Below are 21,331 nucleotides of genomic sequence, written 5' to 3' on the forward strand. Positions count from 1 at the left end.
CTATACCAAGGTGATCAATGTTTTTACTCGAATATTCCATGCCGGTTGATTCTTATTTTGATTATATAAAATCAACGGGCACCATGTGCGGAATGTGGGGTGTATGGTTATTTAGAAGGAAGTCGAATACATAAAAAAGATGTTACATGGAGTTCAGCCGTTTCACAAGAGCAACTGAACCCCAAGCGTCCGAAGGCATGATAAGATTAGCTTTGAATTTATTTAAAGCCAGCGCCGCGCCTGATGGGGAGCAAAGAAAATACAAAAGGAGAAATAAAATGGAAATAAAACAGAAAGAGTACAACCACCAGGGTTTGCATATACATATGCATAACCCTTTATTTTTTAGGGGCAGATCTACATGAATATAAAATTTTTAATCTTTTTATTATTTATGATAAATATCAATTTTCCATCCTGTAAATCCTGTAGATCAAAAAATCTCATGAACTCGTATCATTATCTGCTTATAACATCACTTCTCCAGAAAAGCCGATTTACCAGTATAACACCAAAAAATATCGTTAATATGCTTCCAAATTCTAATAATTCTACCAGATTCTCTGAAATCTGATTGCCAAGTAGACTGGTCGCTTTATAGGATTCTCTTGCAACAATTAATAGAAGCCCGAAGCTTATAATTATAGTAGGATTTTTAAACTTATCCCCCTTGAGAAACATTATGGCCCTGATAATATCCGGTTTCTTTATCATAAACCATATTATATACACTAACGAAATTAAATTAAATAAGCTGAGTGCAGCATTAATAATCTCAATATAAAAGTGAACTGTCATACTATCCTCATAATACTGCACCCTTCATTTTGTCGTTTTTGTAGAGAATCGAATAAGAAATTTCCCCTCTACTTTACCTTCATGTAAAACTGAATATATATTTGTTTTTATCCCTTTAGCTTTTTTTCAATTACTCCAGGCCATATCGAAGCTGATACTATCATCGAAAGAATGAACACATAAACCATCCCGGCATACACATCGGTATAACTGTATTGAGCGGATGGGGCAACTTTCTGGATAGCTAATATATAAAATATTACCACGATCAATATCGATGTTACCGTACTTGCTATAATGCTATAAAATCCTGTTTTGTTCTCCATGATTCACCTCGAAAGTTTTATCCGTTTCATCAAAAGTGTGTTCATTGTCACGGAAACTGAGCTTGTAGCCATTGCTGCTGCTGCAAGCGCGGGATTGAGCAAAAACGGCGGATTCGTGAATGGATAGAGAATTCCTGCTGCTATGGGTATTCCTACAACGTTATAGAAGAAAGCCCAGAACAGGTTCTGCTTTATCTTTTTCAATGTAAGTTTGCTAAGGCGTATGGCCTTTGCCACATCGCGCACATCGCTCTTTATCAGGACAATTTGAGCCGACTCGATCGCAACATCCGTACCGCTTCCGATAGCGATACCAACATCAGACTGCATGAGTGCTGGCGCATCGTTAATACCATCGCCGACCATCGCCACTTTTTTCCCTTCTGCCTGGAGTTTTTTTACCTGTGTTGCCTTTTCCTCTGGCAGCACTTCTGATAATACAACGTCGATACCTACCTGTTTTGCGATCGCATCAGCAGTACGCCTGTTATCTCCTGTGATCATGGCCACAGTAAATCCCATCTTATGAAGTTCATTCACTGCTTCTTTTGAATGCTCCTTCAGGGTATCCGCAACAGCGATCATTCCCACAATTTCATTATCAGATGACACAAGCATGGCAGTTTTCCCCTGGGTTTCGAGTTCTTCCATCCTCTTATTCAGGGGTGCAATATCCATATTATTCTCAGTCATCAGTTTGCGTGTGCCAACAAGTACCCGCTTTCCACCGGATTTTACTTCTATTCCTCTTCCCGGGATTGCCTTGAAGCTCTCTGCATCAGGGATTTCAATACCCCGTTCTTTTGCGCCTTTCAATATAGCCTCACCAAGCGGATGCTCTGAGCCTTTTTCCGCAATAGCAGCAAGTTTCAGGATTTCAACTTCAGTCCCTTTAATGGCTATTACATCGGTAAGTGAAGGCTCACCTTTTGTAAGTGTCCCTGTTTTATCAAATACAATAGTATCAAGCTTCTGCGCACGCTCAAGCGCCTCGCCGCCCTTTATCAGGATACCGTTCTCGGCCCCTTTTCCAGTACCTACCATTATGGCGGTAGGCGTAGCAAGCCCCACTGCGCACGGGCATGAGATGATCAGGACTGTTATGGAGATCAATAACGAGAAGAGAAAAGGTGAGGTCATTCCCATCCCGAATGTGGCCGGGACGTTGAAATATTCAAACCCGATAAAGAACCAGAAAAAGAACGTCAGAAGCGCAAGTACATGGACTGCAAGAATAAAATGCCCGGCAACAGTATCAGCGAGTTTCTGGATCGGTGCTTTCTGGGTCTGGGCGTCTTCTACCAATTTGATTATCTGGGCAAGTGCTGTATCAGCTCCAACTTTTGTTGCCCTGAATTTTATCATCCCGGTCTTGTTCATGGTGGCGCCGATAACTTCCGAACCTACTGTTTTTTCAACAGGTATGCTTTCCCCTGTCAGCATTGATTCATCAATTGCAGTAAGACCCTCCAATACTATTCCATCAACGGGTATTTTCTCTCCAGGTCTAACGATCACAATATCATTGACCCTGACATTTTCTACAGGGATCTCTTTTTCTTCACCATTCACAAAGATCCGGGCTGTCTTTGCACGTAAACCCATCAGCTTCCTTATTGCTTCTGATGTTTTTCCTTTTGTCAGTGCCTCAAGATACCGCCCCAGCACGATGAACATGATAAGAAGTGCTGCAGTATCGTAATAAGTATGTTTGTATGCTTCACCAAGGTCAAAGAAAGTTGCTGCGACGCTAATGATGTACGCAGCCCCCGTCCCTGTTGCGATCAGGAGGTTCATGTCCGTGACGCCATGTTTTAAGCCTCTGTATGTTCCTTCAAAGAACTGGCGTCCTGGAAATAGCATTACGATTGTTGCAAGAATAAATAGCAGATAATCGTCTTTCAGTATTTCGGGAACAAATCCCCAGCCAAGGTTTCGCCCCATATCGCCAAGCGAAATCGGAATTGCAAGAACGAGCGCGATTATGAAATTGATCTTCTGTCTTTTTATCTCTGATTCTCTTGCTCTTTGCTCCCTGTCAGCCTCTGTCTTATCGACTTTTTCAGACGCTGTATAACCAACACTTTCAATGGCTTTTATTATTTTCGGGATTGAAATAATTTCGGGATCATAATTGATCTTTGCCTGTTCAAGAGGAAAACTCACATTTACATAGGTTATACCGTTTGTTTTCTTAAGGGCTGTTTCTATATTAAGAGCGCATGAAGCGCAGTGCATCAATCCTATTTTTAACGTAATCTCCGACTTTGCAACCCCGTACCCGATGCCTTTAATGGCGTTTTCAAAAGCTGCCGGATTCACCTTTCCCGGATCATATTCGATCGTTGCTTTTTCAACCGAGAAATTGACTGTTGCTTTTTTTACCCCGTCCATCTTATTAAGAACTTTCTCGATATTCTGGGCGCATGAAGCGCATGTCATTCCTGTAAGTTTCAAAGTGGTTTTTTGTATCCCGCCGGATTTAGCTTCTTTTTTCACTAATGGCAAAGTGGAAGCCTGTGCCTGTTTAACGGGTGCAGGGACAGGACATGCTTCTTCTTCGTCAATGACTTCATACCCTGATGCTATGATCGTTTTTTTTATAGATTCAAGATCAGTGATAGAAGTATCATACGAAACCAGAACCAGTCCTTTTTTATAATCCGCTGAGGCTTTGGTGACCCCATTTACACTCTTTGCTGCTTCACTGACAGTTTTTTCGCAGTGCTCGCACATCATGCCTTTGATTTTTATTGAAACGTCTTCCAATTTAATTCACCAGGTTTTTTGAATTTATATAATATTTATAATACTTAAATTATCTTATCTTTTATGTTTGTTTTGGTTGAAATATTGAAACTTTTTGATGCAGGTTGTTGTTTAACAATAAAAATAAAGCTTGAACTCTTACAGAACGTAAAATAATGTGTTGTTGAAATGGCTACTGCCAAAAAACGCCTGGAACGGAAAAAGTGAAAAAGTTTATAGAAAAGGTCCTATTTCCCGAAGACCTTCTTGACCTGGCCGGTCTTTTCCTGAATCTTGCCGACTACTTTTTCTGCTTTGCCTTCTGCTTCCATTTCGGGGTTGTCGAGGAGTTGCCCTGCAGTTTCCTTGATCTCACCCTTTATTTTGCGAGCCTTTCCTTTGACCTGATCTTTTGTACTGCTTTTCATAGTATATTAACCTCTCACGATTACTTTTCCGCGAGGCATGCTTGGATGGTTTGTACAGCTATATTCAAAAGTTCCAGCTTGATTAAATTTATAACTGTATGTTTTACCTGCACCGATACTTCCTGAATCGAATAAGCCTGATACTGAAGTTACTGTGTGTGGAGCACTATCATCATTCACCCAGGTTACAGTTGTTCCTATTGGGACTTCTGCAGTATCGGGAACGAAATTAAAGTCTTTAATATTTACCTGTTGTTCGGTGGATGTCTGAGCCGGAGTTGTTGGTCCGGGTGTTGACGATGCGGGTGTTACCGTAGTCGTTGAAGTACATCCGCTTATTAATACAAATATCACTAACAATCCACAAATCAATATCTTTTTCATAACTAACCTCCTCAATATGAATATTTGTACTAAATGAATATAATCTTTTCGCTTGTTTTGTTGAGTTTAAGAGGATTTGACTACCGGGACTGGAGATTGACGTTTTCAGGGTAAATACAAAGAAGCACCGTACAAATCAAAAATCAGCGCGCTCGAAAGAACAATGATCTTTTGCCAATCTCAGGACATCAAATGTACTCACATCAAGAAGCTCCGCTGTTTTCGGTGTCCTCCACCCTCCCCAATTCACCGGGCGCGCCGTCAGGGATGCGGCTGGAAGTAGCACTGAAGGCGGCAACCCAGGTGGAATGTTTGACTTAAATAAACTCTAATAGTTCTTTTGTAGTGTAGATTTTTATATGATTTTGTTTTTGAAATCCTTTATCCTCGCTCCATACCCCATCAACTTTGGTTTTCATTGCAAGTGCTAAAAAAGGTGCATCATCAGGATCAATATCTTTCATGATATCTTTAGCCTGCACATAGCAATCGGCATATTCGTCTTTTGGATAAATGGTGATTCGGGAAAATAGCATGTCCATTACATATTGCATATCCTTTGATGCAAGTTTTGACTTCTTTTTGATAATATCGCTATGTTTTAAGATTTCAGTGAAAGTGTATTCTGGCGCCATAAATTCAATATTTGAATTTATCAGAATATGACGTCGAATAGAGTTGGATATGAGGGAGGATATTATAATATTGGTATCTATTACCAGTCTCATTTTCCCAACTCATTCGATGTCGTGTTGTTCCCGTATGGACTTTTTTATAAGTTTCCCTATCTCGGCAGCATCTTTCTCGGTCAATTCACTTTTCTCCAATATAGTATCCACTAACTGGATTTTCCTGGCATACTCCCACATGGCATTTCTTGCAATGACACTCCATTTAATTTCATTGTGGTGTTTTATGACTGTGTAGAGGTCGTCCGGGATAGATAATGTCATTGTTGGCATAAATCATTATATGTGCAGACACATATATATGTATATTCTTTATGTGCGCCGTTTTGATAAAAGACACATATCCCAATTCATCGGGCTGCGCCGTCAGGGACGCGGCTGGAAGATGCACGGGAGGCGCGCCGGGCTTCCAACAACAACCACCACAAACTGCTAATAATATGGTAGCTGAAGACAAACCTAAATGGCGATGTTCTATGACATCATATATTGGTTATTTTATACTGTTAATAAATGTATAGTCAGAAGCTAATTCTTTGAATTTTCTAAAAATATCATCTTCTAAATAAGAATCTATAAAGACACATTTTCCATTTGTATATGAACACATGTATTGAAAGAACTGATCACTATGTTCACTATGTCTAGTTTGCATTCCATAAACTTTGATTTTTTTGTCAACTAGATGCTTCACTTGTTGTTCCCAATCAATATTACTAGGACAATCTGAAAATGGATGAGGGTAGGAGTCACCAATAAAAAAAACGACTTTATTTGCTTGATTCGACCAATTTAAATTTGAGATAAAGAATAAAGCATCTTCATACGCTTCAGGTGCATCTCCACCATTAGTCCTTTCTAAATTAGCTATGAAATCTATTATCACATTTACATTTTCTGATAATTTATACGGTTTTATAATATAAGGATCTGGCTTACTTTTATCATGATCTCCTATAGCGATTACGCCAATTCTTATCTTGTTATCAATTCTTACAATTTCCTGAATAAACCTAATAATAATTTTTTCAATATTAATAAGGATTTCATGCATACTTCCTGTAGTATCTATTGCAAAAACGATATCTTGAATACTATTTTCATTACCCTTGAATCTATCAAAAAAGGAGATTAGTGCCTTCTCAAATTCATTTTCTCTTTCACTACACGGACTAAGATCATCTATTAACGTCACATTACTGTAACGCCGCTCTACCATTTTTCTTAGCACTGGATACCTTTTAAGGTCTTCTGGAACGGAGAATGGACGATAATTTACGAGAAAACATCTTCCATTTTCATTACGAAGCAGAGGTATATAACGACGTGAAATAGTATCTTCAAGTGTTTCAAACAATTGATAACTTGCCCCTGCTTTACACTCGATTATCAATTCTGGCACTAATCTTTTCGAAGCAAATTTTTTCTCTTCCCCAGCAAATATGCTAAAATCAAAAGATTCATTTTGGCAAATAGTACGGCAGAATAGCCAATCGGGCATGGCACCAGATTTTTCCTTTTTCTCAAAAGGAGATAGCCAATTGGGTATGGCACCAGATTTAACTTTTTTCTCAAAAGGAAACATGAAATTAGAAAACTTGACCCCAGTATATACAGATAAACGACAAATTGAAGTGTCAATCCAAAGCACTGGATTAGAAAGGTTTCCTTGCCCATTGCCAGGAAGACACCAACAACCGTCATCTGTTAGATTGCTAATTGTTAATTGATATGGATCGAAGCTGCGACATGCTTTAATCAGAATCCATAATTCATATAAATCGTTACGATATCGCCAGTATGGTAGCTTAAGAAATTCCTTGAGGTATTCAACTTTGGCATTTTGAGAACTATAACACTTAGATAATACATCAAGAATTTTATCTAGACGATTAATTGTCCAAAGCTGCTCAGGTCTTTTAGAATTTTGACCTAGAAGGCAATCAGAAAGAGCTTTACCCAAATAAGTTGATTTTTTTTTGTGAATATCAATAAATTTTTCTATTGCACTCTTTAATTCAACCGGAAGTGGATGATTATGTTTGGTAGCTCTTTCATCATTATTCTTAATTTGATATAACTGATCAATAGAATCATTTTTCGCTTCTAGATTTTTCCTTATCCTTGTATCTATTTTGATTATATTTTCTAGGTATTTAGTGATTTTCTGGCATTTTTCTTTACATTGTTTCAAACAATCTGGTTTGCATTTTTTAGTTCCATCGGAAATACCATCACAAAAAACAATGATGTATGAATATTCTAGCTCCTTCTGAATTGAGAGTAATAAATCAATATCCCATATGTTTATGTCAATATTAGTAATTATTTTTTGCCATTCTTTGGGCATATGTGACAAATCAATCGGAAATGTGACGTCTGATCCTATTCTTAGTTGAATTACTGATTTTGCAATACCAACAGAATTCTTTTGAAAATTCAAGAAAGTATATATTTCCATTAGCATTTTTACAAATGGTTGAACTAATGTCGCAAGAAAACCAAAAAAATCATCTAATTTTATATTTTCAACAAGGTAAGTTTCGATTTCATCGCGCGTATATAATTCATTTGGAATATTAAAATGATTCCTAATCTCATTGAGAATTTCAATTTCGGGAGTTATTTTGCTTGTTTTTGATAATTTTTTTGTGGGAATCTCAAGTGATTCAAGAATTGCTTTGTACTCTATCGAAGAATTGGTAATAATCATCGCCTCCTTTTTTGTTTCATTATCCAATAAAATCTGTTATATTATTTAAATTTATATTGTTTTTATTATTCCACAAATTCAGAAAAAAATTGCGGATAATAATCTGCTTTCTTTGCAGGTTCTTCGCCTGTTCTTTTGGACATTCTGATTAATTGCATTTTTCCACTTAAATTAAACCTCCCTAAATTCTTTCGACGTACGCACGTTGGGGCACATTATGTCAGCTCTTCAAAATCTGAACTGATGCCTTCTCTATCAAGAAGGCAAGTTTTTGCAGTTCCATCTTTTATGATTTTCAGCAACCATCTCAATTGTTGAGGTCCTTCTGGAATTATTTTTATATTTCCATTTTTAATGTTATATGCTATTTTTTTAGCATTTAGTGCTCTTTTTATTGGATTATCATTAGCCGACGTCAATTCTGTTTTTAATTTTAAAACACATTCTTTTAATCGAACAAAATTAGCAATATTATAACAATTTCTTTGAACTGCTGCTGTTGCTTTTGCATTGCTCCAATCTATAAAATCCATACCCTTTTTAAGTACATCATATGCATTTTTATAGCTTTCGAGATATTCATATAAATCTTCAAATTTCTTACTATTTGTAATAAAAAAGAAGGAATGTGGATATATATTAAGCTCACCATTTTCAATTCTCGCATTAAATTCATCGGTTCTATCACCATCAATTTTTAGGTTTACCTTGGTTTTTTTATCGTTAATACTTATAGAAAGAAAATTTTTTTCTGTACATATTTTAATTGTATTATCTGAATCAATTTTTTCAATTTTTGCTGTTTCTACCCAATCAAGACCGAAATGCTGTTTTAGAAATTCTGTGAGTCGATAGCTGTCGTTTCCAGGAATTTTATTCCAGCTAAACAAATATGAACCATCCACAAATGCAGTTATATCAAAATTATCATCTAGTAGCAAATAGTCTTTATTGTTTAAGAATTTAATTCTTTGCCTGTCATCCCAAAAATTAATAGAATATTGATTTTTCTTTACATAGTAAGTTTGGCTTATAGATTTTAGAAGAATTATTTTTTTATCCCCAGATTGATTTAAATTAATCTCTATTATAAAAAATACGTTTTCAAATTTATTTGTTTTTAAAAAGTCATGAATGTCTTTTGTTTCAACAGCATCTGATATGCGATTTGTTCTTCTTAAATCAGTTTCATTCATTATCTTATAGAACCAACCGCTATCATCATCACTTTTATTTAAATCCTTAATATTAAATCCTCCCTCCATATAATCAAATACTATTTGATGATAACTTTTTAATATTTTAATCAGTTCTAATTGGCTTTCCTCTGAGGATATGCTTAAATTTTTAGTTTTCCATATGCCTCCTTTTTTTTCCTTGCCATATAAGGTGACTAACGGTTCAATCATCCCATTTGAAATTATATAGTGATACAATTCTTTCTCCAATTTTCCAATATCTTCTCTTGACAATTCAAATCCTCCTTATAAAAAAGGTATTTTCATCAATTTTATCTACAATAGTTTTACTAGCTATTGATGTTAGATTCAATTTTTTATCAGATAACAAAACGCCTTCAAATTCAATTCCTAATTCTTCATACTGAAAGTTTATTTTATTTATAGAATACCCAGATAATACTAACATCGGATTTATTACAACTAGATTCGTATTAATATAAAAAATCAATATAAAAACTATTGTTGTGAGCATAGTAAGAAGTTTGACCCAATTATTTGCCGAAATGTATAATGAAAAAGAATCAGTTCCAAATAAAGGAATGACCATTGTAATCAGGTAAGAAATTATTTCTTGACTTCCGCTTGATACAGATTTAATATAGATAGTAATCTTGCTTTTTTTCGAACCAAATTCATAATTTTTCCTAAAAGAATGGATAGAAAACAATGAGATCAAAATAAAAAGTATATAAATAATTATTATCACGACTATAGGATTTTTTGATTCATCTGATTTTAGGTTTAAATAATTATTAATTTCGCCCAAGAATAGAATTAAAAAAAGTAGAAAATATGACGAGAAAAATAACATTATTTTGCCGATTATTTTCATAATATCAATTCTATTTTAAAATTCAATGTACAAATAACTTTTTATTGTTAGTGACTGTTTCAATTTATATTGATGAATACAAATTAAATGATAAAATTGTATAAAGGTAACTACAATCCATCATAACCCCGGATTTAAAAAATATATTGGCATCTCATGGCAATTACCAAACCCAAATTGAACCCATCCCCTAAAAATCATCCATCCCAACCTATTTCTCCACACTATAATAATACTCCCCCTCTGCTTTCTGCGTCCTGTCAAGCTGGGAATCAAGCTTATTGACCCTTGGCCTCTTTGTTTCTTCATCGCGCCTGAACGTTATCCCGATACCCTTCAGGAACCTGTTCATGCCTTCGCGCATATCGAAAGGCCCGTGAACCTCGCCCCTTTTCATAGGTTCACCCTCAAAAACAAGAAGCCTGTCGCTTAACATATCGATCATATAAATATCATGGTCAACGACCATCGCCGTCACTTTATTATTCTCGGCAAACCGCCTGATAACTTTCGTTGCCTGTACCCTCTGCTCAACATCAAGATGCGCTGAAGGTTCATCCAGGAGATAAAGGTCTGCTGTGCGGGAAAGACATGCTGCTATTGCCACTCTCTGGAGTTCACCGCCGCTAAGATCATCAAGCGTCTGGTTCATGAGCCGCTCAATCTGGAGAGGCCTTGCGATCTCAGTCTGGTAATAACTTGAATCCACCTGTTTGCTGAGGGAGTGCAGGTAATCCGATACCTGAATAGGGTCTTCGGCTTTGATATACTGGGGTTTGTAAGATACTGTAATATTCATATCTATCTTACCGCTTGTGGGCTGGATCTCACCTGCAAGGATTTTAACAAATGTTGACTTACCGATACCGTTTGGTCCTACTATTCCGGTAACTTCACCTTTCCTTATTTCACCGCCTCTGGCTATAAGTTCAAACCCTCCGTCATATTTATTGGTGAATTGTTCGAATTTCATAAGTGATGTTACTTCTTTAGTTGCCTGGGGCGCATGCACATCGAACTTTATTGCTTCGGTCCTGATACGTACATTCTCTTCGCGCAGGAATCCTTTCAGGTATTCATTTATCCCTATGCGCACACCCTTCGGATGGGTTATAACACCAAAAGCGCCTGGAGTACCATATGCCACATGGACAACATCGGCAAGTAAATCCAGGATTGCAAGGTCATGTTCCACGACCATTACTGCTTTATTAGCTGCAAGTTCCCTTATGATCTGGGCTGCTTTTATCCTCTGGTAAATATCAAGATAAGGGCTTATTTCATCAATGAAATAAAAATCCGCATTTCTTGCCACACAGGCAGCAAGTGCAACTCTCTGGAGTTCACCGCCGCTTAACTCATCGATCTTCCGGTCTATAATATCGGAAATATCAAGTTTGGATATTAGTTCCTTAAGTACTCCCCTTTCATCCGTTTTTGATAATAACTGGGATACTTTTCCCTTGAATTTCCTGGGGATCATGTCCACATATTGCGGTTTTTGTGATGTCCTGACCTTTCCCTGTGAAACGCCTTCAAGGTAATCATGAAGTGCAGAACCAGCATAATATTCCAGGATCTCTTCCCAGCCGATCTTTCCCCGGCCCAGGTTTGGCTTCAATGTTCCTGAGAGGATGTTTATTGCAGTACTTTTTCCTATACCGTTAGGTCCAAGGATTCCTGTTACTTTCCCGATCGTTGGTCCGGGCAGGCCGTATAATGCAAAACCGTTCTTGCCGTACCTGTGAGTAGCTTCTTCCAGTTTTTCCGGAAGCCCGATAATTATAATTGAACCGAATGGGCAGCGGTTAACACATATTCCGCATCCTGAGCATAACTCCTCTGATATGACGGGTTTTTCGTCCTCGCCAATAATAATTGTCTCATCGCCCGTCCTTACCCCCGGGCAGAACTTAATACACTGGAGCCCGCACATCTTTGGCTGGCACCTGTCACGGTCCAGAACAGCTAGTCTCATAAAACACCAGGTCAATTATTCAATAACAGGGTCCAGAAAACCCAGAAATATATTATCGTAAAAAATTCCACATACAGCCAGTCCTTTGTTTCAAATTCCTTCACCCTGACACCGATTAAAGGATATCCCAATCTCTGGATATAATAAGAAAGAAGCAATACAAGTAAGAATACGGAAAACCATGAAACTCCTTTTGCACTCCCAAATTGGTATAAAAATAATACTGCAAAGAAAGCACTGATAAACGCTGGTGCAACTGTCTTTTTAATTCCTTCTATCAATAATCGCTTTCCTTCAACCGGGGTTATGATCCTGGCTGCTGGCTCTGTCTTCGCTTTTTTCTCTTTTTTCTCTGTTTCAGTCACAATAATTCACTCTTTTCTGTATATCATAGTCCCTATTCCTTCATTTGTGAACAATTCAATGAGCAGGGAATGCGGACTTGCACCATCAATAATATGTACCTGCCTTACTCCGCCTTTTAACGCAGCAGCGCTTGACTTTATCTTTGGTATCATTCCACCGCTTATGATATTATCAGCAATAAGTGCTTCAATATCATCAAATGCTATTCTTGAAATGCGTGTTCCCGGATCTTTCTGGTCGCGCAGTATCCCCGGGACATCTGTGAGGGAAATAAGTTTTTTTGCACCGATAGCAGATGCAATATCTCCTGCAACAGTATCTGCATTCACGTTAAGGTCATTTCCTTTTTCATCCATGGCAATAGGTGAAATGACAGGAATATATCCTTTTCCTGCAAGTATCATAACCAGTTCAGGATTAACGACCTCTGTTTCACCAACCCATCCCAGGTCTACATCTTTCTCCACTCCGCCCACTGTTACCCGCTGAAGAGCGAGCTTCTTTGCAACAATAAGCCTTCCGTCGCTGCCTGAGAGACCTACACCTTTTCCTCCATGCCTGCTGATAAGTGAGACTATTTTGCTATTCACATTTCCCACAAGGACCATCCTTGCGATCTCCAGGGTTTCATCATCTGTTACCCTTAACCCGGCCACAAATTCAGGTTTTTTTCCCATGCGTTCCATTTTTTCGGTGATCTCAGGCCCGCCGCCATGCACTATTACAGGGTGTATCCCTACATATTTCAGGAGGACAATATCTTGAATTATTTTTTCCATTATTATTGGATCAACAATAGCATGCCCCCCCATCTTAATTAGCATGATTGAATCGTGGAACTCGCGGATATAGGGGAGGGCTTCTATAAGGATATCTTCTCGTTTAAGCATCAAAGGCTAAAATGGGGATACGGATATTAAAAGTTATTCTTAATCCCGGAAAGAGAAAGGCTTAATATGAATGGAATTCGACTGTTAATATAGAAATAAAGGGTGTGAATACTTGTTCAGGAGATTTCTGGAATCATATGTCGAAGTATGCAATAATATTGTGACTGAGGCAGCAAATTCAGTATTGATGTTTGAAGCAGGAGAGCAGGCGGCACTTAATATAAAAACATTGAAAATAGAGGACATTAGCAGGGAATTTGAAAAAGAAGGTATTACTATTTCGATCCAGCGATCGGAAAAAAAAGTCATATTTCATGTAAAAGGTTTGCCTGTTATGGGAAACAAATGCAGATATTGCGATATTTTAAGAGGATTCTTCGGAGGATTATCAAGAAAACACATCGATACAAGATACTATTGTAAAAAAGGCGAGGAATGCATCATTAAAGGTGATACTGAGTGTATTTTTATTGCGGAGCTGATCGAATGAATACTTCGATCTTATGTTTTGATTTAACTTAGAGGAATAAATGCCAAAAGATTTGATAGTGACCCTGAATGACCTTGAATATGAGATACTCAAGAAAATGAAGGTAGTTGAAGGGGAAGACGGGGAGAAACTCAGGAATCTTTTCAGGCTTTACGTTTCAACTGTACCTGAATTAAAATCTTCGGAATATGCTTTAAAGAGAGTTGAAAAAAAGGAAATAATAGACGAACATCTCAAGAATATCTGGGCTGAATATGAACATACGGATTTTCCCACAGAAAAATGGGATGACGAAAAAATCAATAAACTTACTTCAGACCTCATCGAAATTAATGCTCTTCTTAAAGCTGGCGAAAAACAGTATATACCATCTAATAAGTTCAGGAGCCTTTTTAAAATGCTGCTCCACGATATAACGACTGAATCAAAGGATATGGATGAATATTCCGCTGCGTGTGTTGCAACCATCCAGTTATTGATGGAATTCAGCGTTGAAACACTCAGTAAGGAAACGATCCGGGATGGAACGATCTTTATCAATGAGGGATGGATGTTTGTATATGCAACTGCTATCAAGAATGCAAGGGAGTTTATGAAAACCAAAAAGTTGTTTCCGGAAGCAGAGGTGCCGGTTCAAACTATGAAACACTTTTAATACTTTTGACAGATCAATCCGCCGGACTTATCATTTTTTCTTTTCAGTGATATCACGAATATCAATTACTATAACTATGCCTTCACCAGTTTCAACAGGACTCATATTAATCTCAACAGGGAATTCACTTCCCGTCCTTCGCTTTGCAAAAGCACTCATATGAAGTGCCATTATTCTTGTTGAAGGATTATCAAAATACTCTGAACAATATTTTGCATGCTTGCTTTTGAAGCGATCAGGCAATAGCATTTCGTAGGAATTTCCTATCAATTCCAGACGCGAATAGCCAAATAATTTCTCAGTATGGGTATTGGTGAGAAGTATGTTGAAATCACGGTCAACTGCGATGATGGCATCAGGAGAACCGTCCATAAGCACCTGGAAATTCTTCTGTGCCCGTTTGCGATTGGTAATATCCATTACCATCCCTTCAATACCTGTGACCTTGCCAGCTGGATCCTCCAGTGCATGTGCATTTATTGAAACCCATATTTTGCTTCCATCCTTGCGGTAAATAATAGCTTCAAAATCAGAAACCGCACCCTGTGCCCGGATCGACCTTACAAGATGCAGGCGCCTTCCAGGCTCCGCATATAGCTTTCGGACATCGGTGACACTTGCGATAAGTTCTTCTGCCGAATTATAGCCCAGGATATGCACGCATGCCTTGTTTGCTGAAATTATGTGTCCGTCGATTGTTGTCTGGAAAATTCCTTCAGCAGCATTCTCAAAGATTCCCCTGTATTTTGCCTCACTTGCCCGAAGAGCTTCTTCCATCCGTTTATGTTGTGTCATATCGCGGACTGTACTCAAAACAATGATCCCGCTTTCTGTTTCAAGATATCCAAGCGCTATGTCAACCGGGAACTCTGTTCCATCCTTCTTCAAACCATAGAGCCCAAGCTCAACTCCCATAAGTCGTATACGGGGTTTTTCTATGAAATGTTTCAGGTGTTCATCATGACGTTTCCTGAAGCGCTCCGGTATCAGGATGTCAACCGATCTATTGATGAGTTCTTTTTTAGCATATCCAAATAGATTCTCTGCCTGCGCATTTGCCTGTAAGATTATCCCTTTATTGTTAACAATGATTATGGCATCAGGGGAAAAATCGAATATACCCTTGAACAACATTTCCGGTTTAATTATATTTTCAGTAAATATATTTTCGTTTGTCTTATCTTCATCTTTCATGTTTCCTCCCTGAAGAGACTTTTATTATCTTCTCTCTGAACATTTACAATATTATTTATTATCTGTTTGTTGATAAAACCATCAGATACTGATATTATCGAATAGTTTCACTCTGCTCTTGGATAGTGAATATATATTGATAGGGTCATCTTCCAACCGAGGTGAATAATATGGATTTGTTCTGGAGCGGCCTGGCAAGGCGTGCATCTGAATATACAAGGGTTGAGAGGAGAAGCCAGTTCAGCGGAGTTCATGAAATTGCCCTTCAAAGTTCAAAAATGGAAAACCAGGAATGAAAATATACAGTGTTTTCCTATTTTTCAACAACCTGTCAGTAAGGGTACATGTATGTCCTGAATGTGGTTTGATATTGAAGCGAGACCATGTTTCTGCAACCATAATAGGTAATAGAGGAACAACAACAGTACCTACGGACTGTGGGGAATTAAAGCCTGCGGAGAGCAGTCAATGGACACTCAGAGATGCAGGAAGCCCCTCAATTTATTGAGGGGAGGATGTCACAATAGTTTTATTACTCTTAAACGATTTATTAATTTAAAGCTCGGAAATTTTTAAAAAGTGTTGGAGATAACTGAGGACTGAAAGATATTAGAGGAAAAGCAACCAGGTTCAACAACATAGCAGGTGTATACCGGCAATGGGGAAAGCTCCAGCTGGCGCTCGAATACTTCCAAAAAGCTCTGGAGATAGATGAGAAACTAAAGGATATCAGGGGAAAAGCAGCCAGGTTTAACAATATCGGTGGTGTGTACCTGCAATTGGGCAAACTTGCGCAGGCACTCGAATACTTTCAAAAAGCGCTGGGGATATATGAGGAACTGAAGGATATCAAAGGAAAAGCAACCAGTCTCAACAACATTGCATGCGTTACCAGGACTGGGGTATGCCGGAACAGGCACTTGAATATTTTCAAAAAGCGCTACAGATGGATGAGGAACTGAAGGATACCAGAGGGAAAGCAACCAGACTTAGCAATATTGGTAGTGTTTATCAGGATCTGGGCAAATCTGAAAAAGCACTGGAATCTTTTTATAAAGCGTTGGAGATAGCTGAAGAACTCAAGGATACCAGAGGAAAAGCAACAGACATCATCAACATCGCAGATGTGTACCAGGACCTGGGCAACCATGATAAAGCACTTGAATACTTTCAAAAAGCGCTACAGATTGATGAGGAGCGAAAGGACATCAGAGGGAAAGCAATCAGGTTTAATAACATCGGAATTGTGTACCAGCAATGGGGCAAGCCTGAACAGGCGCTGGAATATTTCCAAAATGCGCTGGAAATGGATGAGGAACGCAAGGATATCAGGGGAAAAGCAACCAGGCTTAACAACATTGGAATTGTATACCAGCAATGGGGCAAGCCCGATAGAGCACTGGAGTATTTTCAAAAGGCACTGGAGATAGCGCAGGAGCAAAAGGACATCAAAGGTATAGCAACCAGGCTTAACAACATCGCAGGTGCGTATCAGGACTGGGGCAAGCCTGAGCAGGCGCTTGAGTACTTTCAAAAAGCTCTGGAGATAGATGAGAATTTGAATGATATCAGGGGAAAAGCAACCAGGCTTAATAGTATCGGAATTGTTTACCATGAATGGGGAAAACCCGGGAAAGCGCTGGAATACTATCAGAAGTCATTAAAGTTGTTTGAAGAACTCAAAGATCCTGAAAGTATTGATGATATTATGAAAAATATCAAAAATCTCAGGCTGAGTTAATGAATATTATAAAATTTACCAGTAAAAAAGGTTACTGATCACCACAGATCAATTTCCCCAAAAACTTCGTGTACATCACGAGATCATCTACCCTTATATTCTCATCATCCGCATGTGCATTGCTTTCTGTCCTTCTCCCGATCCCGAAACAGCATGCAGGCAATCCTGTGACTTTGACAGCATATGCGACATCAAGACTTCCCTGCGCCCCTGCAAGACTAACCTGCCGTCCTGCGGTAACACTAGCAATATCCTGGACTTTCTTTACCCATGGATGGTTCATATCAGTGAGCATGGGCGCATATATCTCATCGCAGCTGTATTTGAGGCCTATTTCAGGATGTTTCAGCAAAACATTTGATATGGCACTATCGAATTCTTTGCATACATCATCAAAATTTTCTTCAGGAATAAAGCGCCTGTCACCCTTCATAGTACACTTATCAGGAACAATATTCTGCTTCACCCCCGCATTCATCAAGTTTATATTCAGGACAGGCATGAGAGTTTTTATCCCTGCTTTTTCTGATATCGCTAAACTTCCCGGGACTTTTGAGCGCCGCTTTTCCACTTTCTCTTTCAGGATCATTAGTTCATTCATTACAGGTATTGATTTTTCTATCGCGTTAACCCCCATGAAACTGCTGCCGCTGTGGTATGATTTCCCGAAAACATCTATCTGCCAGTCCACGTTCCCGTTGGACGCTATTGTAATATCATCGCTATCCCCATCCATACTCAGGAAATAATCCGCTTTGAGCTTTCCAAGGTCGGCAAGATAGCACAGGCCGGAATACGGCCCCATCTCTTCATCCGTTGTCAGGGTGATATTAAGATTATATTCTGGCAAAATATCAAGTTCTTCCATTGCGCGAAGTACCGTAAAAAGAGCCGCAGGCCCACTTTTTGAATCTGCCACGCCGCGTCCGAAGATACGCCCCTCCTTTACTGTGCATTCAAACGGTGGTACGGTCCAGTTCTCACTTACCGGGACTACATCAAGATGAGTATTTATCAGCAGGGTCTTTTTTGCATCCACATTCTTTATTGCGCAAAGGTTGACCCTGTCCCCTGTAAGGTGAGTAAGCCTTGGATTCTTCTTCTCGAATAACTCGCGCGACATAAGTATCTTCTCAACCTCAAAATCAAGTTCCTTTAGTTTCTGTGCTGCATAATCCATGGCCTTTTCGTAGTTTTCACCGGGCGGAACATGGGTCTTAAAGTGCACAAGTTCATCGAGTGTTTTTATTGTCTCCTCTGTTCTGGATTCAAGATCGTCAGGTAATGTCGCCATTTGCATCGAAAAGGTTTTTATTACCCAAATCCTTTTTGCCTTGTTTATAGCTATAAGACCCGATGGCAATTGAAGAAGAAATAAGGGCAATCGAAGAAGAAATATCAAAAACTAAGTATAATAAAGCTACCGAAGGTCATATAGGCCGTCTTAAATCCAAGGTTGCACACCTTCGGGATGAAGTGCAAAAAAGAGCTTCTTCAAAATCCGGCGGGGAGGGTTTTTCAGTCAAGAAATCAGGCGATGCATCAGTTGTGCTTGTAGGATTCCCATCAGTAGGAAAAAGTACGCTCCTTAACAGTCTTACAGGAACGGAATCTACGGTTGCAGCTTATGAATTTACTACTCTTGATGTAGTACCGGGGGCAATGGAACATAAAGGTGCAACGATCCAGGTACTTGATGTCCCCGGACTTGTAAGAGGTGCAGCCTCAGGCCGCGGACGCGGCAAGGAAGTCATTGCCGTAATAAGGAACGCCGACCTTGCGGTGATATTGCTGGATGTTTTCCAGCTTGTGCATTATGATGTACTTTTACAGGAATTATATGAGGCAGGGATTCGCGTTAATTCGAGACCTCCTGATATAACGATAAAGAAAAAAGCAAGAGGTGGCGTGACTATCAGTTCCACAGTTGACCTTGACCTTGATGAAGATACCATAAAAACAGTACTCGGGGAATACAGGATCCATAATGCAAATGTCCTGATACGCGAAAATATCACAATCGACCAGCTTATAGATGCTATCCTTGATAACAGGAAATACCTGCCCGGAACAGTAGTTATAAATAAGATCGATCTTGCAGATGAATATGCCCTTCGTGTCTGTAAAGAAAAATTCCCGGATGCACTTCTGATTTCAGCGGATAAGAAGGTCCATATCGAGGAACTTAAGGACAGGCTCTTTGAAAACCTCGGATTTATCAGGATCTTTATGAAGCCGCAGGGCAAGGCTGCTGATATGGAGGAAGCCCTGATTATAAGATACGGCGCCACGATCGGCGATGTGTGCGACAAGCTTCACCGCGATTTCAGGAAACGATTCAGGTATGCACAGATCTGGGGTACATCGGCAAAGCATGAAGGACAGCGCGCCGGACTTGACCATATAATGGATGATAATGATATCCTGACGCTTGTTTTGAGGAGATGAAGGACGAGACCTCCTGAAAAGGAGTTAATGCATGAATACAAATAATAATAGATCTGTTCCTAAAACGCCACTCCTGACTGTGGATGCGCTGATAATTCATGAAGGGAAGCTTGTCCTTATACGGCGCCTGAATCCGCCGTTTAAAAACCAGTTCGCACTGCCGGGTGGATTTGTCGAGATCGGGGAAACTGTGGAAGCAGCAGCTGTTCGTGAAGCAAAAGAAGAAACAGGGCTTGATATAGAACTTGTCAGGCTTCTTGGCGTATATTCTGACCCTTCTCGCGATCCGAGGGGGCATACTGTAACTGTATGTTATCTTGCAAGAGGTTTCGGAAAGCTTAAAGCTGGTTCGGATGCTAAAGATATAAGGCTTTTTGGAATTAATGAAATACCCAAACTGGCATTTGATCATAATAAGATAATAGAAAACGCGAAGAGTGATATTAATGGAATTTTGTCCGAAATGTAAAAGCATGATGATGCCCGCCAAGAATATTTTTAAGTGCAGGAATATAAAGTGCGGGTTTGAAAAGAATATTAAGGAAAGCTTTGTTTCAACTACTGAAATGAAAGAAAGGGAAGTTACTGTTCTTGAAGAAAGGGAAATGGGAATGCCCACAACACGGGCAAGGTGCGAGGACTGCGGGAATGATACCGCATACTGGTGGCTGAGGCAGCTCCGTTCTGCCGATGAAAGCGAGGTCAGGTTCTTTCGATGCACGAAATGCGGGAAGACGTGGAGAGAGTATAATTAGAACATAATGTGAATTAAAAGGTTCAAAATCTGAATAAATCTTATTACCAATCCGGCCAATTCAACCCCTCATGAAGCAAAAACTCACAGTTGACCTTGAGAAAGACCTGAAGCTCCCCGGAAACGTATGGAGATTCGGGGACGATATTGACACGGATGCCGTTATTCCGGGCAAATATCTCACTATCAATAAACCTGATGAACTTGCCAGGCACGCTTTTGAAGGCGTGCGTCCCGAATTTGCGCGGGGTGTTAAAGCCGGGGACATCATTGTTGCAGGTTTTAATTTCGGATGCGGCTCATCGCGGGAACATGCGCCGCTTGCATTAAAAGGCGCCATGGTTAAATGCATTATCGCAAAATCATTTGCACGGATATTTTTCAGGAATGCGATCAATATCGGATTACCACTTCTTGAGTGCCCTGATACTGATAAGATCGAAGAGGGCGATCATATCGAGGTTGATTTCGGATCAGGGTTGATCACCAATGTGACCAAAAAAGAAACCTACCAGGCAACACCGCTTCCTGATTTTGTGCGAGGCATAGTTGATGCGGGCGGCCTTATCGGGTATGCGCAGAAAATGATTGAGTGAAAATAAAACCGAGAAGAACATTGTTGCTACATTTTGCGACCTTTGCGGTTAATAAAGCTG

24 protein-coding genes are annotated in these 21,331 nt (G+C 39.2%); 9 read left to right on the forward strand and 15 right to left on the reverse strand.

The window, feature by feature from the left end:
- Window positions 1-459: 459 nt before the first annotated feature.
- The 13 genes from FIB07_05155 to argB all read right to left on the reverse strand — a co-directional run bounded on the left by FIB07_05155 (window position 460) and on the right by argB (window position 13,396).
- Window positions 460-798 carry a hypothetical protein gene (locus FIB07_05155; protein ID NJD52238.1) on the reverse strand — a complete coding sequence of 113 codons (339 nt, stop codon included), beginning with the start codon at window positions 796-798 and terminating at the stop codon, window positions 460-462.
- Between the two features lie 107 nt (window positions 799-905).
- Window positions 906-1,124 carry a hypothetical protein gene (locus FIB07_05160; GenBank protein NJD52239.1) on the reverse strand — a complete coding sequence of 73 codons (219 nt, stop codon included), beginning with the start codon at window positions 1,122-1,124 and terminating at the stop codon, window positions 906-908.
- A gap of 3 nt (window positions 1,125-1,127) precedes the next feature.
- On the reverse strand, window positions 1,128-3,893 hold the full coding sequence (locus tag FIB07_05165; GenBank protein NJD52240.1) for a heavy metal translocating P-type ATPase: 2,766 nt from the start codon (window positions 3,891-3,893) through the stop codon (window positions 1,128-1,130).
- 227 nt (window positions 3,894-4,120) lie between these two features.
- Window positions 4,121-4,300, reverse strand: coding sequence for a CsbD family protein (locus FIB07_05170; GenBank protein NJD52241.1), 180 nt, complete (start codon window positions 4,298-4,300; stop codon window positions 4,121-4,123).
- Between the two features lie 6 nt (window positions 4,301-4,306).
- A complete protein-coding gene (locus FIB07_05175; protein NJD52242.1) occupies window positions 4,307-4,684 on the reverse strand; it encodes an amidase in 378 nt (125 codons plus the stop codon).
- 317 nt (window positions 4,685-5,001) lie between these two features.
- Window positions 5,002-5,412: a putative toxin-antitoxin system toxin component, PIN family gene (locus tag FIB07_05180; protein ID NJD52243.1), complete on the reverse strand. Its 411-nt coding sequence runs from the start codon at window positions 5,410-5,412 to the stop codon at window positions 5,002-5,004.
- Window positions 5,413-5,421: 9 nt separating this feature from the next.
- Window positions 5,422-5,646, reverse strand: coding sequence for a hypothetical protein (locus FIB07_05185; protein NJD52244.1), 225 nt, complete (start codon window positions 5,644-5,646; stop codon window positions 5,422-5,424).
- A 220-nt stretch (window positions 5,647-5,866) separates the two neighbouring features.
- Complete coding sequence (locus tag FIB07_05190; GenBank protein ID NJD52245.1) at window positions 5,867-8,113, reverse strand: VWA domain-containing protein; 2,247 nt, start codon at window positions 8,111-8,113, stop codon at window positions 5,867-5,869.
- 188 nt (window positions 8,114-8,301) lie between these two features.
- Window positions 8,302-9,558 (reverse strand): hypothetical protein, encoded by a 1,257-nt coding sequence (locus FIB07_05195; protein NJD52246.1) that lies wholly within the window; start codon window positions 9,556-9,558, stop codon window positions 8,302-8,304.
- A 1-nt stretch (window position 9,559) separates the two neighbouring features.
- The gene (locus tag FIB07_05200) at window positions 9,560-10,159 is read right to left on the reverse strand and encodes a hypothetical protein (protein NJD52247.1); all 600 of its coding nucleotides are present in this window, start codon (window positions 10,157-10,159) and stop codon (window positions 9,560-9,562) included.
- Window positions 10,160-10,370: 211 nt separating this feature from the next.
- A complete protein-coding gene (locus FIB07_05205) occupies window positions 10,371-12,137 on the reverse strand; it encodes a ribosome biogenesis/translation initiation ATPase RLI (GenBank protein ID NJD52248.1) in 1,767 nt (588 codons plus the stop codon).
- Window positions 12,138-12,148: 11 nt separating this feature from the next.
- Window positions 12,149-12,502, reverse strand: coding sequence for a hypothetical protein (locus FIB07_05210; GenBank protein NJD52249.1), 354 nt, complete (start codon window positions 12,500-12,502; stop codon window positions 12,149-12,151).
- A gap of 6 nt (window positions 12,503-12,508) precedes the next feature.
- Window positions 12,509-13,396, reverse strand: coding sequence for an acetylglutamate kinase (gene argB, locus FIB07_05215; GenBank protein NJD52250.1), 888 nt, complete (start codon window positions 13,394-13,396; stop codon window positions 12,509-12,511).
- A 109-nt stretch (window positions 13,397-13,505) separates the two neighbouring features.
- On the opposite strand from argB, the gene FIB07_05220 reads away from it, so the two are divergent.
- Both FIB07_05220 and FIB07_05225 read left to right on the forward strand, forming a co-directional pair.
- The gene (locus tag FIB07_05220) at window positions 13,506-13,883 is read left to right on the forward strand and encodes a hypothetical protein (GenBank protein NJD52251.1); all 378 of its coding nucleotides are present in this window, start codon (window positions 13,506-13,508) and stop codon (window positions 13,881-13,883) included.
- Between the two features lie 40 nt (window positions 13,884-13,923).
- A complete protein-coding gene (locus FIB07_05225) occupies window positions 13,924-14,538 on the forward strand; it encodes a hypothetical protein (GenBank protein ID NJD52252.1) in 615 nt (204 codons plus the stop codon).
- A gap of 30 nt (window positions 14,539-14,568) precedes the next feature.
- Here the strand turns inward: FIB07_05225 and FIB07_05230 are convergent, their stop codons facing one another.
- Window positions 14,569-15,732, reverse strand: coding sequence for a PAS domain S-box protein (locus tag FIB07_05230; protein ID NJD52253.1), 1,164 nt, complete (start codon window positions 15,730-15,732; stop codon window positions 14,569-14,571).
- 292 nt (window positions 15,733-16,024) lie between these two features.
- Here FIB07_05230 and FIB07_05235 point away from each other — a divergent pair, with 292 nt between their 5' ends.
- The 3 genes from FIB07_05235 to FIB07_05245 all read left to right on the forward strand — a co-directional run bounded on the left by FIB07_05235 (window position 16,025) and on the right by FIB07_05245 (window position 17,473).
- The gene (locus FIB07_05235) at window positions 16,025-16,240 is read left to right on the forward strand and encodes a hypothetical protein (GenBank protein NJD52254.1); all 216 of its coding nucleotides are present in this window, start codon (window positions 16,025-16,027) and stop codon (window positions 16,238-16,240) included.
- Window positions 16,241-16,340: 100 nt separating this feature from the next.
- Entirely contained in the window at window positions 16,341-16,694 is a 354-nt protein-coding gene (locus tag FIB07_05240; GenBank protein ID NJD52255.1) for a tetratricopeptide repeat protein, read from the forward strand.
- Complete coding sequence (locus FIB07_05245; GenBank protein ID NJD52256.1) at window positions 16,616-17,473, forward strand: tetratricopeptide repeat protein; 858 nt, start codon at window positions 16,616-16,618, stop codon at window positions 17,471-17,473. The genes FIB07_05240 and FIB07_05245 overlap by 79 nt, the downstream gene beginning before the upstream one ends.
- Window positions 17,474-17,504: 31 nt before the next feature.
- Here FIB07_05245 and FIB07_05250 read toward each other — a convergent pair whose 3' ends face one another.
- The gene (locus tag FIB07_05250; GenBank protein ID NJD52257.1) at window positions 17,505-18,773 is read right to left on the reverse strand and encodes an ArgE/DapE family deacylase; all 1,269 of its coding nucleotides are present in this window, start codon (window positions 18,771-18,773) and stop codon (window positions 17,505-17,507) included.
- A 56-nt stretch (window positions 18,774-18,829) separates the two neighbouring features.
- Here FIB07_05250 and FIB07_05255 point away from each other — a divergent pair, with 56 nt between their 5' ends.
- The 4 genes from FIB07_05255 to FIB07_05270 all read left to right on the forward strand — a co-directional run bounded on the left by FIB07_05255 (window position 18,830) and on the right by FIB07_05270 (window position 21,271).
- Window positions 18,830-19,921, forward strand: a complete 1,092-nt coding sequence (locus FIB07_05255) for a GTP-binding protein (GenBank protein NJD52258.1) — start codon at window positions 18,830-18,832, stop codon at window positions 19,919-19,921.
- Between the two features lie 31 nt (window positions 19,922-19,952).
- Complete coding sequence (locus FIB07_05260) at window positions 19,953-20,390, forward strand: NUDIX hydrolase (GenBank protein NJD52259.1); 438 nt, start codon at window positions 19,953-19,955, stop codon at window positions 20,388-20,390.
- The gene (locus tag FIB07_05265; GenBank protein NJD52260.1) at window positions 20,368-20,676 is read left to right on the forward strand and encodes a transcription factor S; all 309 of its coding nucleotides are present in this window, start codon (window positions 20,368-20,370) and stop codon (window positions 20,674-20,676) included. Before FIB07_05260 ends, FIB07_05265 begins: the two co-directional genes overlap by 23 nt.
- Window positions 20,677-20,746: 70 nt before the next feature.
- Window positions 20,747-21,271: a 3-isopropylmalate dehydratase small subunit gene (locus tag FIB07_05270; GenBank protein ID NJD52261.1), complete on the forward strand. Its 525-nt coding sequence runs from the start codon at window positions 20,747-20,749 to the stop codon at window positions 21,269-21,271.
- Window positions 21,272-21,331 lie beyond the last annotated feature (60 nt).

It is taken from the genome of Candidatus Methanoperedens sp. (genome assembly GCA_012026795.1).
GTDB lineage: Archaea > Halobacteriota > Methanosarcinia > Methanosarcinales > Methanoperedenaceae > Methanoperedens.

Bases quoted from the DNA above. Each gene is read 5' to 3' on its own strand.
- FIB07_05155 (NJD52238.1), bottom strand. From the start codon at position 798: ATGACAGTTCACTTTTATATTGAGATTATTAATGCTGCACTCAGCTTA.
- FIB07_05160 (NJD52239.1), bottom strand. From the start codon at position 1,124: ATGGAGAACAAAACAGGATTTTATAGCATTATAGCAAGTACGGTAACA.
- FIB07_05170 (NJD52241.1), bottom strand. From the start codon at position 4,300: ATGAAAAGCAGTACAAAAGATCAGGTCAAAGGAAAGGCTCGCAAAATA.
- FIB07_05175 (NJD52242.1), bottom strand. From the start codon at position 4,684: ATGAAAAAGATATTGATTTGTGGATTGTTAGTGATATTTGTATTAATA.
- FIB07_05180 (NJD52243.1), bottom strand. From the start codon at position 5,412: ATGAGACTGGTAATAGATACCAATATTATAATATCCTCCCTCATATCC.
- FIB07_05185 (NJD52244.1), bottom strand. From the start codon at position 5,646: ATGCCAACAATGACATTATCTATCCCGGACGACCTCTACACAGTCATA.
- FIB07_05200 (NJD52247.1), bottom strand. From the start codon at position 10,159: ATGAAAATAATCGGCAAAATAATGTTATTTTTCTCGTCATATTTTCTA.
- FIB07_05205 (NJD52248.1), bottom strand. From the start codon at position 12,137: ATGAGACTAGCTGTTCTGGACCGTGACAGGTGCCAGCCAAAGATGTGC.
- FIB07_05225 (NJD52252.1), top strand. From the start codon at position 13,924: ATGCCAAAAGATTTGATAGTGACCCTGAATGACCTTGAATATGAGATA.
- FIB07_05230 (NJD52253.1), bottom strand. From the start codon at position 15,732: ATGAAAGATGAAGATAAGACAAACGAAAATATATTTACTGAAAATATA.
- FIB07_05235 (NJD52254.1), top strand. From the start codon at position 16,025: ATGAAAATATACAGTGTTTTCCTATTTTTCAACAACCTGTCAGTAAGG.
- FIB07_05245 (NJD52256.1), top strand. From the start codon at position 16,616: ATGCGTTACCAGGACTGGGGTATGCCGGAACAGGCACTTGAATATTTT.
- FIB07_05250 (NJD52257.1), bottom strand. From the start codon at position 18,773: ATGCAAATGGCGACATTACCTGACGATCTTGAATCCAGAACAGAGGAG.
- FIB07_05255 (NJD52258.1), top strand. From the start codon at position 18,830: ATGGCAATTGAAGAAGAAATAAGGGCAATCGAAGAAGAAATATCAAAA.
- FIB07_05260 (NJD52259.1), top strand. From the start codon at position 19,953: ATGAATACAAATAATAATAGATCTGTTCCTAAAACGCCACTCCTGACT.
- FIB07_05265 (NJD52260.1), top strand. From the start codon at position 20,368: ATGGAATTTTGTCCGAAATGTAAAAGCATGATGATGCCCGCCAAGAAT.
- FIB07_05270 (NJD52261.1), top strand. From the start codon at position 20,747: ATGAAGCAAAAACTCACAGTTGACCTTGAGAAAGACCTGAAGCTCCCC.